The sequence below is a fragment of the Ignisphaera cupida genome, assembly GCF_030186535.1.
GTDB classification, from domain to species: domain Archaea; phylum Thermoproteota; class Thermoprotei_A; order Sulfolobales; family Ignisphaeraceae; genus Ignisphaera; species Ignisphaera cupida.
The window spans coordinates 570,967-584,655 of the sequence record NZ_JASNVW010000001.1 but is presented as its reverse complement, the minus strand read 5'-3'; the positions used below and the strand labels follow the sequence as shown (position 1 = coordinate 584,655).

Genomic DNA, 13,689 nt, shown 5'->3' with positions numbered 1-13,689 from the left:
ATAAGGTTTTATAAGGGAAAAATTTTTAACTTTACCACATCTTAAAATATAGATACATTTCCATGACTAGTCTCAATCTTATGGTGATATATTATGGCCAAATCAAAAGTATTATTTGCCAAAGCACAGCTGGAGAGAATTGACAAGGCTTATTCTCTACCATACAAATTTATGAATCTTTTAGAAGCAAGTCCATTAAAAAACATGATTACTCCAGGAAACATTGTAGCTATAAAGATTCATGTTGGCGACATGGAGCATGGTGGTTATAGGACAATCAGACCAATATTCGTTAGAGTACTAGTTGATTACGTGAAGAAACTTGGTGGAATACCATTTATAACAGATACATGGGGACTAAGGCATATTATAGTTGGTTTAGAAAACGGCTATAACTATGAAACTATTGGGGCAGTAGCACTACCTGTATCGGGAATAAAGGAAACAGACTTGGTAAAGGTACGTGTACCAAATCCTTTGAGAGTTTCAGAAATTGAAGTGGGTTCTGCTGTTTACTATGCTGATGTCTTGATAAACTTTGCTCATTCAAAAGGTCATCCATCATCTGGGTATGGAGGAGCTATAAAGAATGTTTCGATGGGGTGTACAGGACCAAATACAAGATCAGCTATACACAACCTTGAAAGAGAGGATCAAATAGGTAGAGCATTTCAAGAGGGTTTGGCAGATGCATTTCATGCTGTAATTTTAAACAAGCCAAATAAGGTGTACAACATAAACTATGTCCTTGATGTTCAACCAACTTGTGATTGTGCACCCTGGTCTGATATTCCAATAGTACCTGATATAGGAATACTTGCATCTGAGGATGTTGTAGCATTAGAGAAAGCAACGCTTGACTTGATAAATAATGCCCCAGTAGTGCCAGGATCTATAGGCGAGAAAGCAGGTTTGAAGCCTGGTGATAACAAGTTCTTTATAATTCATGGCAAAGATCCATACATACAAGTAGAAGCTGCTCACAGAAAAGGTCTTGGTAACATGGAATATGATCTCGTGGAGGTATAGTCTTTGGCAGGTTATAAGGTATATGTAGACACATCCAAATGCATTGGATGTGCGCAATGCTATGTAGCATGTCCTAACAAGGTATTTGCAATTATAAATAAAAAAGCTGTACCAGTAAATCAAGATGCATGTGTTGGATGTAGAGCATGTATAGTTAAGTGTTCAACTAATGCTATCACTATTACCCCTAGAGATGTTTATGCATTTTATACGAGATTTTACAAAAGAACATAATACTCAAATTAATGTAGGACATAGAATATCTTTTCACGTCTAAAGTTAAATCAAGATGATATGGAAATTGTTTATGTTTTTCTTCTAATTTTTCTAGGCTTTACATTAATTATTTTCTTCTCTATAGAATATTCAAGCTCTGAATTATAATCCTTCTCATCTTGTTCAAGTTCATCCTCTGTTAAAAGTTTTTTCTCTAATGCAAACTCGTATAAATATTTCAAGTCTATATCTCTTAGAGATACAGGATCACTATCTAAACCCCTTAGTCTTAACCAGGCTATAAATTGATCGAGCATATTATTGGCAAGTATTAAATCTATTAATTCTTCACGAGATATCTCCTTAGAAGACATTTTCTCACAGATTATAATAATTCGTTCTAGAATATATACTTTTATGACTTTTGCTTGCTATAAGCTTTTAAATTAGAGCAAAACATAAATTGATAAAGTTTTAGTTGAAAGGGGTCTTGGATTGCACATATAAATATTTATGAGAAATTAAAGAAAAGAGTTTTGAATGCTGAAAACTATCAGTATGAAGAAGTTGAAGAGCCTATTAGATTACATTTAAATGAATGTGTTTATAATCCACCAGAACATGTAATTAAAGCTGTTGTAAATGTATTAAATCAATGCAATTACTATCCAAATAAGCACATGTTTAATTACTTTAGAAAATTATTGGCAGAATACAACGGTCTTAGTATTGAGAATGTTTATCCATTTCCAGGAGCTGATGCAGCTTTACGAACACTTTTCTTATCTCTTACTGATCCAGGAGATAGTGTATTATTTGTTAAACCCACCTTTAGCATGGTTGAAATCTATGCAAAGTTTATGGGGTTAAGAAGAATAAGCGTTGATTTGATTGAATATGGTGATGAATGGGTTGCGGATATGAACAAATTAATTGAGTTGGCTAAAGAGGCTTCATTAGTTGTACTTGTTGATCCTAATAATCCAACTGGTAACGCTATAATTAAAGGAGACAAGAAGTTTCTAGAAGCCATTGCATTAAATACCAAGGGCTTTGTAATTGTTGATGAAACCTATTATGAATTTAGTGGTTATACCGTTGCTGATTTTGTTAATGAATATCCAAATATTATTGTAGTAAGAAGTTTAAGTAAGGCATTTTGTCTTGCCGGGTTTAGACTAGGTTATGTAATTGCTGATAAAGATGTTTTAAGTAACATTGTGAAAGTGGTGACAACATTCGATATATCAACACCCTCTTTAGCTGCTGGAATAGCTGCATTAGAAAATCTTGATTATCATATGAATATAATTGAAAAAATTAAACAGTTACGTGATTATCTATATCTACAATTAAAGACCATGGGATTTAAGGTTTATAGAAGCTATGCCAATTTCTTGCTTGTTAAAAATAGCGAAAGGCTTGATAAGTATCTTGCAAAATTTGGTATAGCCATAAAGAGAGTAGCAGATGATTTATATAGGGTTAGTATTGGAAATGAGGAAAATGTTGAAATGATTATTAAGCTTCTGAGGGAGATTCTATGAGAATAGCAATTCCGAATAAGGGTAGATTGCAACAACCAACAATAGAATTACTTAGTGCAGCTGGGATAAAGCTTTTCTCTGTTGATGAGAGGGCATTGATTGTTTCAACTAATTGGAAAGATGTTGAGGTTATAATGGTTAGACCAGAGGATATTCCATACATTATAGAAGGTGGTGGTGCATCACTGGGAATTACAGGACATGACTATGTTGTTGAAAGTGGTGCAGAAGTTGAGGAGGTTCTAAAGCTTGACTTCGGGAAAGCAAAAATAGTTTTTGCCGTACCTCAGACTTTAGGCATTAAAAGTGTTGAAGAGTTGGCAAAAAGTGGTAAAGAAGTTAGAATAGCTACGAAGTACTATAATATTGCTCTTAAATATGTAAGGTCACGTAATCTAAGAGCTAAAATAGTTAAGATTAGCGGTGCTGCAGAGGTTATGCCTTATTTAGGAGCAGCAGATGCTGTTATAGATGTTATGAGTACTGGTACTACATTGAAGATACATGGTTTAGAGCCTATAGACACTGTTTTAGAAACTCAAGCTGTGGTTGTTGCAAGAAAGGATTGGATTCTAAGCAAAGATGCTAATTTAATTAAGATTGTTATAACAATGCTTAAAGGTGTTATAGAAGGTAGAAATAAGAAGATGCTTTTCATGAATGTTCCTAGTGAGAGTCTAGACAAGGTTTTAGAAACTTTACCAGCAATGCTTGCACCAGCTGTTACAAGACTAAGCAAGGGTGATGCGTGGGAGGTTATAACAGTTGTTGACGAAGACTCTATACCAGAGGTGGTATCAAAGGTTCTTGAACTTGGTGCAAGAGACATTGTTGTAGTTGATATTGAGAAGGTGATTAAATGATTGTAGTGCCAAGCATAGATATAAGTAATGGTGTAGCTGTAAAAAGAGTTAAAGGTGTAAAGGGTACAGAACTTGTTTTGGGAAATCCACTAGAAGTTGGAAATAAATTGTTTGAGGCAGGTTATGAATATATACATATAGTTGATTTAGATGCTGCTGAAGGTAGTGGAGACAACGAGTCTATTGTGAAAAAGCTTTGCAAAATGGGATTTAAATGGATTCAGGTTGGTGGTGGTATAAGAAATGCTGATAAGGCATCTAGGTTGATATCATATGGTGCATCAGCAGTAGTTATTTCAACAATTTTCTTCACAAATCGAAATGAATTTGAAAAAATTTTAAGTGTTGTTGGAGGTGATAAAGTGATAATTGCTTTAGATTATGATAATGATTATAGTGTGAGGATAGGTGGTTGGAGTAGAAAAGCTGTGAAAATTTATGACGCCTTGAATGATGTTAGCAATTACAATGTTAAAGGAGTTTTATTCACATATGTTGAGTATGAAGGCAGTGAAAAAGGTATAGATAGGAATGTGAAGATCTTTGCTAGTATAGTCAAGGGTATTAAGGAATATGCAGGTGGGATTTCATCTATAAATGATTTGTATGAGCTGAAGAGTTTTGGCATAGATTATGCTGTTGTTGGTATGGCGTTGTATAATAGGAGGTTATGGGGTGTGAAAAGTGTCTAGGGTCTGTAAAGATGTTAGAGAAACCAAGGAAACTAAAGTCTTAGTTGAGTTTAATCTAGATGAACCAGGTGATGTTGAGGTAAGTACACCAATTCCATTCTTTAACCACATGCTTGAAACAATGTTTGTATATATGAATTCAAGGGCAAGTATCTTGACTGAGGAGAAAAAACGTGTTGATGATCATCACATTGTGGAAGACACAGCTATTACAATTGGTAACGCACTAGATAAGTGTTTAGGTGATAGAGTAGGTGTGAAAAGGTTTTCACATCAAATAATACCAATGGATGATGCCCTAATACTTATAGCTGTTGATATCTCTGGTAGAGGTGGATCCTTTATAGAGCTAAACTTTACTAGAGAAGCTATTGGAGGGCTGTCACTAGAAAATGTTAGTCACTTTATAGATTCCCTGGCCAAGAGATCTGGAATAACAATTCATGTTATTAAGTTAAAGGGGCTTAATGATCATCATGTTGTTGAAGCTATTTTTAAGGGTCTTGGCATAGCCTTATATGATGCAACGAGAGTGGTTGGAGGCTCTATAAAGAGTTTAAAGGGTGTTTTGAAGTGATTAAGAGAATTATACCATGTCTAGATGTTAAAAATGGTAGAGTTGTGAAAGGAGTTAACTTCATTAATTTAAGGGATAAGGGAGATCCTGTTGAACTTGCATCAAGATATGAAGAGGAAGGCGCAGATGAAATAGTTTTTCTTGATATTTCAGCATCTCTTGAGAATAGGGAAACCTTATTCAAAGTTGTTAAAGATACTGCAAGTGTTTTAACAATTCCTCTTACTGTTGGTGGAGGCATAAAATCGCTAGATGATATCTCAAAAGCTCTTTCAAGTGGAGCTGACAAAGTAAGCATTAATACTGCTGCAGTTGAGAACCCATCTTTAATAACTAAAGCTAGCAGCGAATTTGGTTCGCAATCAATAGTTGTAGCTATTGATGCTAAGAAGATTGGAAATAAATACTTAGTATTTACAAAATCAGCTACTGTCAATACCGGTCTAGATGCTATTGAATGGGCAAAAACTGTTGAAAGACTAGGTGCTGGAGAAATTCTATTAACAAGTATAGATAGAGATGGAACTCGTATCGGCTACGAAATAGAGTTGACAAAGCAAGTAGCAGAAGCTGTTTCAATACCCGTTATAGCTAGTGGTGGTGCTGGAGTCATGGAGCATTTCTACGAGGTTTTAACAATTGGTAAAGCCGATGCTGCTTTGGCTGCAGGAGTTTTTCACGATGGTGTTATAAGAATTAGGGACTTGAAAATGTATCTTCATGGAAAAGGTGTTGAGGTGAGACTATGACTGTTGTTCATGGTATTCCAAAGCAAAGTCAGTACGATGTTAGTAGTGTTTTAAGTTATGTTAGGCAGATAGTGGATGATGTTAGGAGGAGAGGTGATACAGCATTAATTGAGTACACAAAGAAATTTGATGGAGTTGACATTGATAGTGTTGAATTAGGCTCTGATGCAAAGATTAAATGCCTTGAAGGTTTAGATAATGAAGTAAAAAACGCTATAGATACGGTATATGAGCTTCTCACAAAATTTTATGAAGAGTTTAAGCCAAGGGATTTTCAGGTAGAATTAGGTGGTGTAAAGCTAGGGATAATGTGGAAACCTATTGGTAGTGTCGGAATATATGTTCCAGGAGGTAGAAAGCCCTATCCATCAACTCTTTTAATGGCTGGTGTTCCAGCTCAAGTAGCAAAGGTACATAGAATATATGTTGCTTCGCCCCCAAATAAAATTGGTTGCGTAGATCCTGCCATAATATACGTTTCTCAGTTGATAAATGCTCAAAGCATTTACAGAGTTGGTGGAGCTCAAATAATAGCTGCTATGGCTTATGGCACTGAAACCGTAAAGAAAGTAGACAAGATTGTTGGACCCGGAAACATATATGTTCAAGCAGCAAAAATAATAGTTAGAGATGTTGTTGGAATAGATGGTGTTGAGGGTCCTACAGAACTTGTTATTATTGCTGATGAATCTGCCGATCCAAATCAAGTTGCCTTAGACATGATGGCACAATCTGAACATGGTTTAGAAAGCCCAATAGTGCTTATAACAACATCGCAGAAACTAGCATTAGCTGTTGAAAATTTGATTAAAGATTCTAAAGGGACTTTCTATATACATGTTGTTGAATCACTTGAAGAAGCACTTGCAATTGCGAATGAACTTGCGCCAGAGCATCTATCTCTGCATATAAATGAGGCATACAAGGTTCTTAGTAGTATTGATAATGCAGGTGCTATTTCTGCTGGAACCTCTCCACCAGCACTAATAGATTATATAGGTCCTAATCACATTCTACCAACGAATAGATGGTCACGAGTTAGAGGAGCTTTAACAGTTTATGATTTTCTTAAGCCAATAGCTATTTTATTTGATGATAAAAACATTGATAAAAAGATTCTAAGAGCTGCAGAAACTCTGGCCAGGTATGAGGGTTTTGATTTTCATGCAAAAAGTATTGTGATGAGACATGTGTGAAACAATTGAAAAACTATACAAAATCATATTAGACAGGTTAGAGAAGAAACCTGTTGGAAGCTATACTGCTCAACTGGCTAGTAAAGGCAGAGGCTATGTTGCTAGAAAGCTTGGAGAAGAAGCTGTAGAAGCAATAGTGGCATCTCTATCGGAAGATAGGAAAAGGATTGTTGAAGAATTAGCAGATCTTATATACCACATGCTAGTATTCATGGCTATAAACAACGTTTCTATAGATGATGTTTGTACGGAGCTTGAGGCGAGGATGAAAAAATGAAGGCAGTAGTAATAAATTATGGTGTTGGAAACATATATAGCATATACAATGCATTGAAGAAAGTAGGATTCGAAGTTTCCATAGAGCTCGAGCCTAAAAGACATGCTGATATAATTGTTTTTCCAGGTGTTGGTACTTTCAAGGCTGTTTCAACATATATGACAAGATATGTTGATGTTATAAATGAGCTTAAGAAAAGTGGTGTAGCATTCTTAGGTATTTGCATAGGAATGCAGGTAATGTTCGAGTATGGCCTGGAAGGTGGAGAAAAAAATAAGGGCTTGGGATGGTTTAAAGGCTATATAGACAAAATTAAAACAAATTCAAAGTTGCCTCGCATAGGCTGGGATAAAATAAGGTATGTGAATAATGAGAAATGCAGACCATTTCTCGATTTCGATGGAAAATACATGTACTTTATGCATAGCTACACAGCTTACATTGATGAGTATAACAATATATGTTTCATTAGCGAATATGGCTCTGCTATAATTCCTTCAATGATATTAAAGGATAGAGTTATAGGTGTACAGTTTCATCCAGAGAAAAGTAGTAAAAATGGTATTGAATTTCTTAAGAGAATAGCCAAGTGGTTGAAAACATGAGACTTAGTATTGAAGAGGCAGAGAAACTAGCTAATAAATTGAAGTTTAGACATGAGGATAATACTGTAATAGCTGTTGTGCAAGACTATAAAACAAAAGAGGTTTTATCAGTTGCATTTATGAATAGAGAAGCTTTGATAAAAACAGTTACAACAGGATATCTTCACCTTTGGTCAACATCTAGAAAAAAGTTGTGGTTGAAAGGTGAAACTAGTGGAAATTTGCAAATTGTTGTTGATATTAAGATTGATTGTGATGAGGATGCTGTACTTGTTTTGGTAAAGCCTATGGGTCCTATGTGTCACACAGGTAACTTTAGTTGTTTTTACCGAAGATATAGCGAAATTTTGTAGAGAATTCAAATCTTTGAAGCAATTGCTTCAGTAAACTCAATTGTTGTTGCATTTCCTCCAAGATCAGGTGTGAGTTTTTTCCCTTCTGCTAGTGTTATTTCAACAGCTCTTTCTATGCTTTTACCAGCCTCTACATATCTTTCACTATGGCTTTTTTCACCAAGCCATTTAAGCATCCAAGCAGCTGACAATATCATGGCCGTGGGATTTGCAATACCTTTACCAGCAATATCAAATGCAGCACCATGAATAGGTTCAAACATTGCTTTTTCATCACCTATATTCGCTGAAGAGGCAAGTCCTATACTGCCAGATACATAAGCTGCTAAATCGCTTAGTATATCTCCATACAGATTCGTTGTTACAATAACATCAAATCTCTCAGGTTTTCTAACAATGTCCATTACAGCAGCATCAATATACATTTCATCTATATCGACATCTGGATACTCTTTTTTAACTTCATATGTCATGGATCTGAAAAGACCATCTGTTATGGTTAAAACATTAGCTTTATGCACAACTGTAACTTTCTTTCTTCTATTCCTAGCTATTTCAAATGCCTTTCTAGCTATTCTTTGGGAAGCCTTCTTACTTATGACACGAATAGCAATAGACACGTCATTCGGGAGAATATATTCTGCTCTTACATACACATCCTCCGTATTCTCTCTCACAATAACTAAGTCAATATTTGGATTCAAAGCTTTTACACCAGGAAATGCTTTTGAAGGCCTTATATTTGCGTATAAATCAAGTCCTCTTCTAATTTTGACAACAACATCACCTGCAGATTCTCCTACAGGACCTTTTAGAATAACATCACATGATTTTATAATTCTCCAAGAATCTTCTGGAACAGCAACACCATACTTCTTAACAGCAGCATCCCCTGCCTCAACCTTTATGAACTCTATATTAAGTGCATATCTTGCAACAACCTTGTTTAAAACATGAAGTGCAGCATTAACAACTTCAGGACCTATTCCATCACCTTCTATAATAGCTACTCTATACATTATTCACATCCCCATATTCCTCTTTCACAAGTTTTAGTATCAATTCCCATGTAATTTTAATTCCTTGGTCAGCTAAATCCTTTACTTTATTCAAGATATTCTTTATAGCCTCTTCTCTAGGCTCTAATCCAAGCTGTTTAATAACATATTCAATTGCATGTCGTCCACTATGCTTTCCTATAACAATTCTTCTCTCTGCACCAACAATTGAAGGATCTAAAGGCTCATATGTAAGAGGATAACTTAATATACCATGAACATGAATACCAGACTCATGCGAAAATGCATTTGCACCTACAATAGCCTTGTTTGGCGGTATTTGTATTCCGAAATATGATGAAACAAGTTTTGCAACCTTGTTTATTTTACTAAAATCTATCTTGACTTTATATCCATATAGGAATGCTAGTGCGGTTGCAACTTCTTCTAATGCAGCATTTCCTGCTCTTTCACCAACCCCAAGAACTGTGACATGAGCTTGGTCAGCCCCATTCTCAATAGCTGTAACACTGTTTGCAACGGCCATGCCAAAATCATTGTGACAGTGAACACTTAGTAGATAGTTTCCTTTTACAGACGATCTAATATATGTTGTTATAAAGGCAATGTAACTTGGATATGCAACTCCAACAGTATCTGCAATATCTATTCTATCTGCTCCTGCATTAACAACAGCTTGAAATACCCTGCTTAGGAACTGCAAATTAGATCTTGTAGCATCTTCAGCACTAAACTCTACTACTAAACCATGACTTTTAGCATATTCAACAGCTGAAACAGCTTTTTCAACAACTTGCTCAGGGCTAAGCTTAAGCTTGTACTTCATATGCAGCTCAGATGTGGCTATAAATGTATGAACAGCTGGCACCTCAGCTTCGATAACCTTATCAATATCTTGTTTATTTGCTCTAGCCAAGGCTATAACCTCTGAACCTCTGATCTCTTTAGCAATTCTTTTTACAGCTTCAAACTCTCCTCTGCTAGTAATTGGAAAACCAGCCTCTATAGAATCAACACCTAAATCATTTAGAGCCAACGCTATTTCAAGTTTTTGCTGTGATGTTAGAGAAATTCCAGGCATTTGCTCTCCGTCTCTTAATGTTGTATCCAATAGTCTTACAACTCTCTTTTCACTTTTTCTTTGTATATAGTCTAAACTATTTTGAGTTGGAGCAATAAACACACCTCCAAGCTTGGCTTTTGTCCAATGCTAAGAAGTGTTGAGTCAGGTATATAAGCTATTATGCACAATTAAACATGTATAAGCACCTAAAAAATTTAAAAACCTGCTCATACACAAAATAAGAAGTACCTGAGATAAATGTATTAAGATATGGTTAGGTGATGGTGATGGAACTCCAAGTCAGTTAAGCAATGCAAATTCGTCTATGGAGAGCAAAAGCAGAAACAGCAAATTGAGTTATGGAAAAGATAGCAATCTGTTGTTGAATCTTTTGCTTATTCTGATAAGGTGAGTATTATGAAGGGCTCGGTGCTTTTAGCTGAGACTCTAAAGAGAGAGGGTGTGAAGGTAATCTTTGGAATTCCTGGATTATCAAACATGGCATTCTATGATGCTTTAGTAGAATATGTAGCAAACAATGACATAAGAGTTATTATCATGAGACATGAACAGGGGGCAGCACATGCAGCAGATGGTTATGCAAGAGCCTCTGGAAAACCAGGTTTTTGCACAGCTACATCAGGACCAGGTGCACTTAATCTTGTAACCGGTCTTGCAACTGCTTATTGGGATAGTTCTCCTGTCATTGCAATAACTGGTCAAGTAACAAGATCAAGCTTAGGCAAATTATCATTTCAAGAAGCTGATATACCTGGGGTTGTAGCTAATATAACGAAGTTTGCTATACAAATAAGAAAGGCTGAGGATATTCCCATATGGGTTAGAAATGCCATTTATATAGCAACAACTGGAAGACCAGGACCTGTTGTGATTGATATTCCAAGAGACTTATTTAATGAAGATGTTGATAGTGATAGAATCAAGTGGTACAATGGTTTTTCATTCAAAGGGTATAGAGAGTTTCCAGAGTTTATAGATCCTATAATGGTTAAGAAAGCAGCTAAACTCTTGATTGAAGCTGAAAAACCTTTAATGATTGTAGGAGCAGGAGCTGTTTGGTCTCCAGCTTCAGAAGAGATTATAGCTCTTGCGGAAATGCTTAGAATGCCAATTGTCTCTACATTACTTGGCAAATCAGCTATACCAAATGATCACCCTTTGTACATTGGCATGATGGGTTATTATGGAAGGGCAGAAGCAAACAAGGCATTTATGGAAGCTGACGTTGTTCTTGTTGTAGGTGCCAGATTAAGTGATAGAACAATTCCGAATATTAAGGATGTTCTTGATACAAAGAAGAAGCTTATTCTTATCAATATTGATCCTACGGATGTTCAGAGACTTTCTGTACAACTTCCTGTAGAATCATTTATAATAAGTGATGTTAGGAAGGGGTTGAAGGAACTCATTAAAGCTGTACATGAAATTGGTTTAAAGAGCGACAGAAGTGCATGGATTAGGAAAATATTAGAATACAAAGAGTACTACTCTCAAATATATTACTATGATGATGGAAGAGGGCTGAAACCGTGGAAGATATTAAAAACAATTAGAAATACAATACCAAGAGATGCTATAATAACAACTGGTGTAGGCGCTCACCAGATGTGGGCAGGGGTTTTCTGGGAATCCTTTGAACCAAGAACATTTTTAACATCTGGCGGCATGGGCACAATGGGATTTGGTTTGCCCGCAGCCATGGGAGCCAAGGTTGCTAGACCTGATAAGGTTGTTGTTGATTTAGATGGTGATGGCTCCTTCATAATGACTATGAATAATCTTGGAACAGCGGTAGATGAAGACATACCAATAATAGCTATAGTATTTGACAACAGAACTTTAGGTCTTGTAAGACAAGTGCAAGATTTATTCTTTAACAGAAGAATAATTGCTGTTGACCTTGGACCTTCAACAAACTTTGTAAAGATTGCGGAGGGATTTGGTGCTCTAGGTTTTGATGCTCAATCATATGAAGATATTGAGGTTGCATTGAGGAAATCTATGAAGGAGAATGTGCCAGCTGTTATTAGAGTACCTGTTAATAGAGATGAGAAGGCTCTTCCAACTTTACCTCCTGGTGGTAGCTTTAGAGAGATGATTGTATATGACCCAAGAGAAGGTAGCTAGGCATATAATCAAGGTTGTTGGTCACTATATAGATGCCAGTCTCATAGAGAGAGTGGTAGCAAATTTTAGGAAGCTTCTTATAGACATTGATTGGATCTATGGGAGAAGAGTTGATGATAGTGGGATTTACGAATTGTATCTCATGGTTAGAGAACATCCAAATCTCTACATGGCTTTGCTAAATCTAAGTAAAACTGTTGGTGTTGAAAAAGTTTTTGAATTCAACGGGGAAATCACTGAAAAAAGCCTAGTCGAAGACAATAAAACCTTTACTATTTATATTCCCAGACCCAGAAAAGTTAGGGAATATTCGTGGGGTGTAGTTAATGGCTAAGATATATAGAGATGAAGATATCAATATAGATTATGTAAAGAACAAGAAAATAGCTATACTTGGTTATGGTAGTCAGGGAAGGGCATGGGCACTTAATTTAAGAGACTCTGGATTGAATGTTGTTGTAGGACTTGAAAGAAAAGGTGAAAGCTGGAAGAAAGCTGAGGAAGATGGTTTCAAACCGCTTTTTACAAAGGATGCTGTAAGAGATGCTGACATAATAGTTTTTCTAGTTCCTGACATGGTTCAGAAAAATCTTTGGATTAATAGTGTAAAGCCATATATGAAGAGAGGTGCAGACATGGTTTTCGCCCATGGATTTAACATACATTATAAACTTATTGATCCTCCTCATGATTCCGATGTTTATATGATTGCACCTAAGGCACCAGGACCAATTGTTAGAAGAATGTTTGAGTCAGGCTATGGAGTCCCAGCACTTGTTGCTGTTTATCAGAATGTTAGTGGGTCTGCTTTTGAAAAGGCACTAGCAATTGCAAAAGCCCTTGGATGTGCTAGAGCAGGAGTTATTGAAACAACATTTAAGGAGGAAACAGAAACTGACTTATTTGGAGAACAAGTTATTTTAGTTGGAGGTGTTATGGAGCTTATAAAGGCATCTTTTGAAACATTAGTTAAAAATGGATATCAGCCAGAGGTGGCATATTTCGAGGTTTTAAATGAGTTAAAGCTTATAGTTGATTTAATATATGAGGGTGGTCTTGTTCATATGCTTAAAGCAGTTTCTGATACAGCAAAATATGGTGGTATAACGGTTGGGAAAACGATAATAGATGATCATGTGAAAATGAATATGGTTAAAGCCCTTGAGAGAATAAGAAATGGAGAATTTGCTAGGGAGTGGCTTAAAGAATATGAAAATGGTATGCCAACTGTGCATAAAGAGTTAGAGGAATTAAGAAACAGTTTAATTGAGAAGGTAGGCAATGAAATCAGAAAAATGATATTTAAAAAAGCTTAAAAACCCTAAGAAAATACATATTTCTTAAATCATTTAATA

General features: G+C 35.8%; 17 protein-coding genes. 14 read left to right on the top strand and 3 right to left on the bottom strand.

The genetic code is table 11. The features are described 5' to 3' along the window. The first annotated feature begins 93 nt into the window (after positions 1-93). Together QPL79_RS03270 and QPL79_RS03265 are read left to right on the top strand one after the other, a co-directional pair. Positions 94-1,029: a DUF362 domain-containing protein gene (locus QPL79_RS03270; RefSeq protein ID WP_285273347.1), complete on the top strand. Its 936-nt coding sequence runs from the start codon at positions 94-96 to the stop codon at positions 1,027-1,029. A 3-nt stretch (positions 1,030-1,032) separates the two neighbouring features. Then, the gene (locus QPL79_RS03265) at positions 1,033-1,263 is read left to right on the top strand and encodes an ATP-binding protein (RefSeq protein WP_285273346.1); all 231 of its coding nucleotides are present in this window, start codon (positions 1,033-1,035) and stop codon (positions 1,261-1,263) included. A gap of 71 nt (positions 1,264-1,334) precedes the next feature. Here QPL79_RS03265 and QPL79_RS03260 read toward each other — a convergent pair whose 3' ends face one another. Beyond that, positions 1,335-1,619 carry a hypothetical protein gene (locus QPL79_RS03260; protein ID WP_285273345.1) on the bottom strand — a complete coding sequence of 95 codons (285 nt, stop codon included), beginning with the start codon at positions 1,617-1,619 and terminating at the stop codon, positions 1,335-1,337. A 162-nt stretch (positions 1,620-1,781) separates the two neighbouring features. On the opposite strand from QPL79_RS03260, the gene QPL79_RS03255 reads away from it, so the two are divergent. The 9 genes from QPL79_RS03255 to hisI are packed head-to-tail and all read left to right on the top strand — an operon-like array spanning position 1,782 to position 8,104. Continuing rightward, positions 1,782-2,792, top strand: a complete 1,011-nt coding sequence (locus tag QPL79_RS03255; protein WP_285273344.1) for a pyridoxal phosphate-dependent aminotransferase — start codon at positions 1,782-1,784, stop codon at positions 2,790-2,792. Next, complete coding sequence (gene hisG / locus QPL79_RS03250; RefSeq protein ID WP_285273343.1) at positions 2,789-3,655, top strand: ATP phosphoribosyltransferase; 867 nt, start codon at positions 2,789-2,791, stop codon at positions 3,653-3,655. Before QPL79_RS03255 ends, hisG begins: the two co-directional genes overlap by 4 nt. After that, complete coding sequence (gene hisA, locus QPL79_RS03245; protein ID WP_285273342.1) at positions 3,652-4,347, top strand: 1-(5-phosphoribosyl)-5-((5-phosphoribosylamino)methylideneamino)imidazole-4-carboxamide isomerase; 696 nt, start codon at positions 3,652-3,654, stop codon at positions 4,345-4,347. Before hisG ends, hisA begins: the two co-directional genes overlap by 4 nt. Then, entirely contained in the window at positions 4,340-4,924 is a 585-nt protein-coding gene (hisBd, locus tag QPL79_RS03240; RefSeq protein ID WP_285273341.1) for an imidazoleglycerol-phosphate dehydratase, read from the top strand. Before hisA ends, hisBd begins: the two co-directional genes overlap by 8 nt. Further along, positions 4,921-5,673, top strand: coding sequence for an imidazole glycerol phosphate synthase subunit HisF (hisF, locus tag QPL79_RS03235; protein ID WP_285273340.1), 753 nt, complete (start codon positions 4,921-4,923; stop codon positions 5,671-5,673). The genes hisBd and hisF overlap by 4 nt, the downstream gene beginning before the upstream one ends. Next, positions 5,670-6,869, top strand: a complete 1,200-nt coding sequence (gene hisD / locus QPL79_RS03230; protein ID WP_285273339.1) for a histidinol dehydrogenase — start codon at positions 5,670-5,672, stop codon at positions 6,867-6,869. Before hisF ends, hisD begins: the two co-directional genes overlap by 4 nt. Next, positions 6,862-7,146 (top strand): phosphoribosyl-ATP diphosphatase, encoded by a 285-nt coding sequence (gene hisE / locus QPL79_RS03225; RefSeq protein ID WP_285273338.1) that lies wholly within the window; start codon positions 6,862-6,864, stop codon positions 7,144-7,146. The genes hisD and hisE overlap by 8 nt, the downstream gene beginning before the upstream one ends. Beyond that, the gene (gene hisH, locus QPL79_RS03220) at positions 7,143-7,751 is read left to right on the top strand and encodes an imidazole glycerol phosphate synthase subunit HisH (protein ID WP_285273337.1); all 609 of its coding nucleotides are present in this window, start codon (positions 7,143-7,145) and stop codon (positions 7,749-7,751) included. Before hisE ends, hisH begins: the two co-directional genes overlap by 4 nt. Further along, the gene (hisI, locus tag QPL79_RS03215) at positions 7,748-8,104 is read left to right on the top strand and encodes a phosphoribosyl-AMP cyclohydrolase (RefSeq protein WP_285273336.1); all 357 of its coding nucleotides are present in this window, start codon (positions 7,748-7,750) and stop codon (positions 8,102-8,104) included. Before hisH ends, hisI begins: the two co-directional genes overlap by 4 nt. A gap of 5 nt (positions 8,105-8,109) precedes the next feature. Here hisI and QPL79_RS03210 read toward each other — a convergent pair whose 3' ends face one another. Together QPL79_RS03210 and QPL79_RS03205 are read right to left on the bottom strand one after the other, a co-directional pair. Then, entirely contained in the window at positions 8,110-9,123 is a 1,014-nt protein-coding gene (locus QPL79_RS03210) for an isocitrate/isopropylmalate dehydrogenase family protein (protein WP_285273335.1), read from the bottom strand. Then, positions 9,116-10,306 (bottom strand): 2-isopropylmalate synthase, encoded by a 1,191-nt coding sequence (locus tag QPL79_RS03205; protein ID WP_285273334.1) that lies wholly within the window; start codon positions 10,304-10,306, stop codon positions 9,116-9,118. Before QPL79_RS03205 ends, QPL79_RS03210 begins: the two co-directional genes overlap by 8 nt. A gap of 294 nt (positions 10,307-10,600) precedes the next feature. On the opposite strand from QPL79_RS03205, the gene QPL79_RS03200 reads away from it, so the two are divergent. Genes QPL79_RS03200 through ilvC form a run of 3 tightly spaced genes read left to right on the top strand, consistent with a single transcriptional unit; the run spans position 10,601 to position 13,650 of the window. Next, complete coding sequence (locus QPL79_RS03200; RefSeq protein ID WP_350309072.1) at positions 10,601-12,334, top strand: acetolactate synthase large subunit; 1,734 nt, start codon at positions 10,601-10,603, stop codon at positions 12,332-12,334. Further along, positions 12,312-12,668 carry an ACT domain-containing protein gene (locus QPL79_RS03195; RefSeq protein WP_285273332.1) on the top strand — a complete coding sequence of 119 codons (357 nt, stop codon included), beginning with the start codon at positions 12,312-12,314 and terminating at the stop codon, positions 12,666-12,668. Before QPL79_RS03200 ends, QPL79_RS03195 begins: the two co-directional genes overlap by 23 nt. Then, positions 12,661-13,650 (top strand): ketol-acid reductoisomerase, encoded by a 990-nt coding sequence (gene ilvC, locus QPL79_RS03190; RefSeq protein ID WP_285273331.1) that lies wholly within the window; start codon positions 12,661-12,663, stop codon positions 13,648-13,650. Before QPL79_RS03195 ends, ilvC begins: the two co-directional genes overlap by 8 nt. Positions 13,651-13,689: the final 39 nt, after the last annotated feature.

What these genes read in the sequence shown, in the direction of transcription:
- QPL79_RS03270 (WP_285273347.1), top strand. Translation starts at nt 94, where the DNA reads ATGGCCAAATCAAAAGTATTATTTGCCAAAGCACAGCTGGAGAGAATT.
- QPL79_RS03260 (WP_285273345.1), bottom strand. Translation starts at nt 1,619, where the DNA reads ATGTCTTCTAAGGAGATATCTCGTGAAGAATTAATAGATTTAATACTT.
- hisG (WP_285273343.1), top strand. Translation starts at nt 2,789, where the DNA reads ATGAGAATAGCAATTCCGAATAAGGGTAGATTGCAACAACCAACAATA.
- hisA (WP_285273342.1), top strand. Translation starts at nt 3,652, where the DNA reads ATGATTGTAGTGCCAAGCATAGATATAAGTAATGGTGTAGCTGTAAAA.
- hisD (WP_285273339.1), top strand. Translation starts at nt 5,670, where the DNA reads ATGACTGTTGTTCATGGTATTCCAAAGCAAAGTCAGTACGATGTTAGT.
- hisE (WP_285273338.1), top strand. Translation starts at nt 6,862, where the DNA reads ATGTGTGAAACAATTGAAAAACTATACAAAATCATATTAGACAGGTTA.
- hisH (WP_285273337.1), top strand. Translation starts at nt 7,143, where the DNA reads ATGAAGGCAGTAGTAATAAATTATGGTGTTGGAAACATATATAGCATA.
- hisI (WP_285273336.1), top strand. Translation starts at nt 7,748, where the DNA reads ATGAGACTTAGTATTGAAGAGGCAGAGAAACTAGCTAATAAATTGAAG.
- QPL79_RS03210 (WP_285273335.1), bottom strand. Translation starts at nt 9,123, where the DNA reads ATGTATAGAGTAGCTATTATAGAAGGTGATGGAATAGGTCCTGAAGTT.
- QPL79_RS03195 (WP_285273332.1), top strand. Translation starts at nt 12,312, where the DNA reads ATGACCCAAGAGAAGGTAGCTAGGCATATAATCAAGGTTGTTGGTCAC.
- ilvC (WP_285273331.1), top strand. Translation starts at nt 12,661, where the DNA reads ATGGCTAAGATATATAGAGATGAAGATATCAATATAGATTATGTAAAG.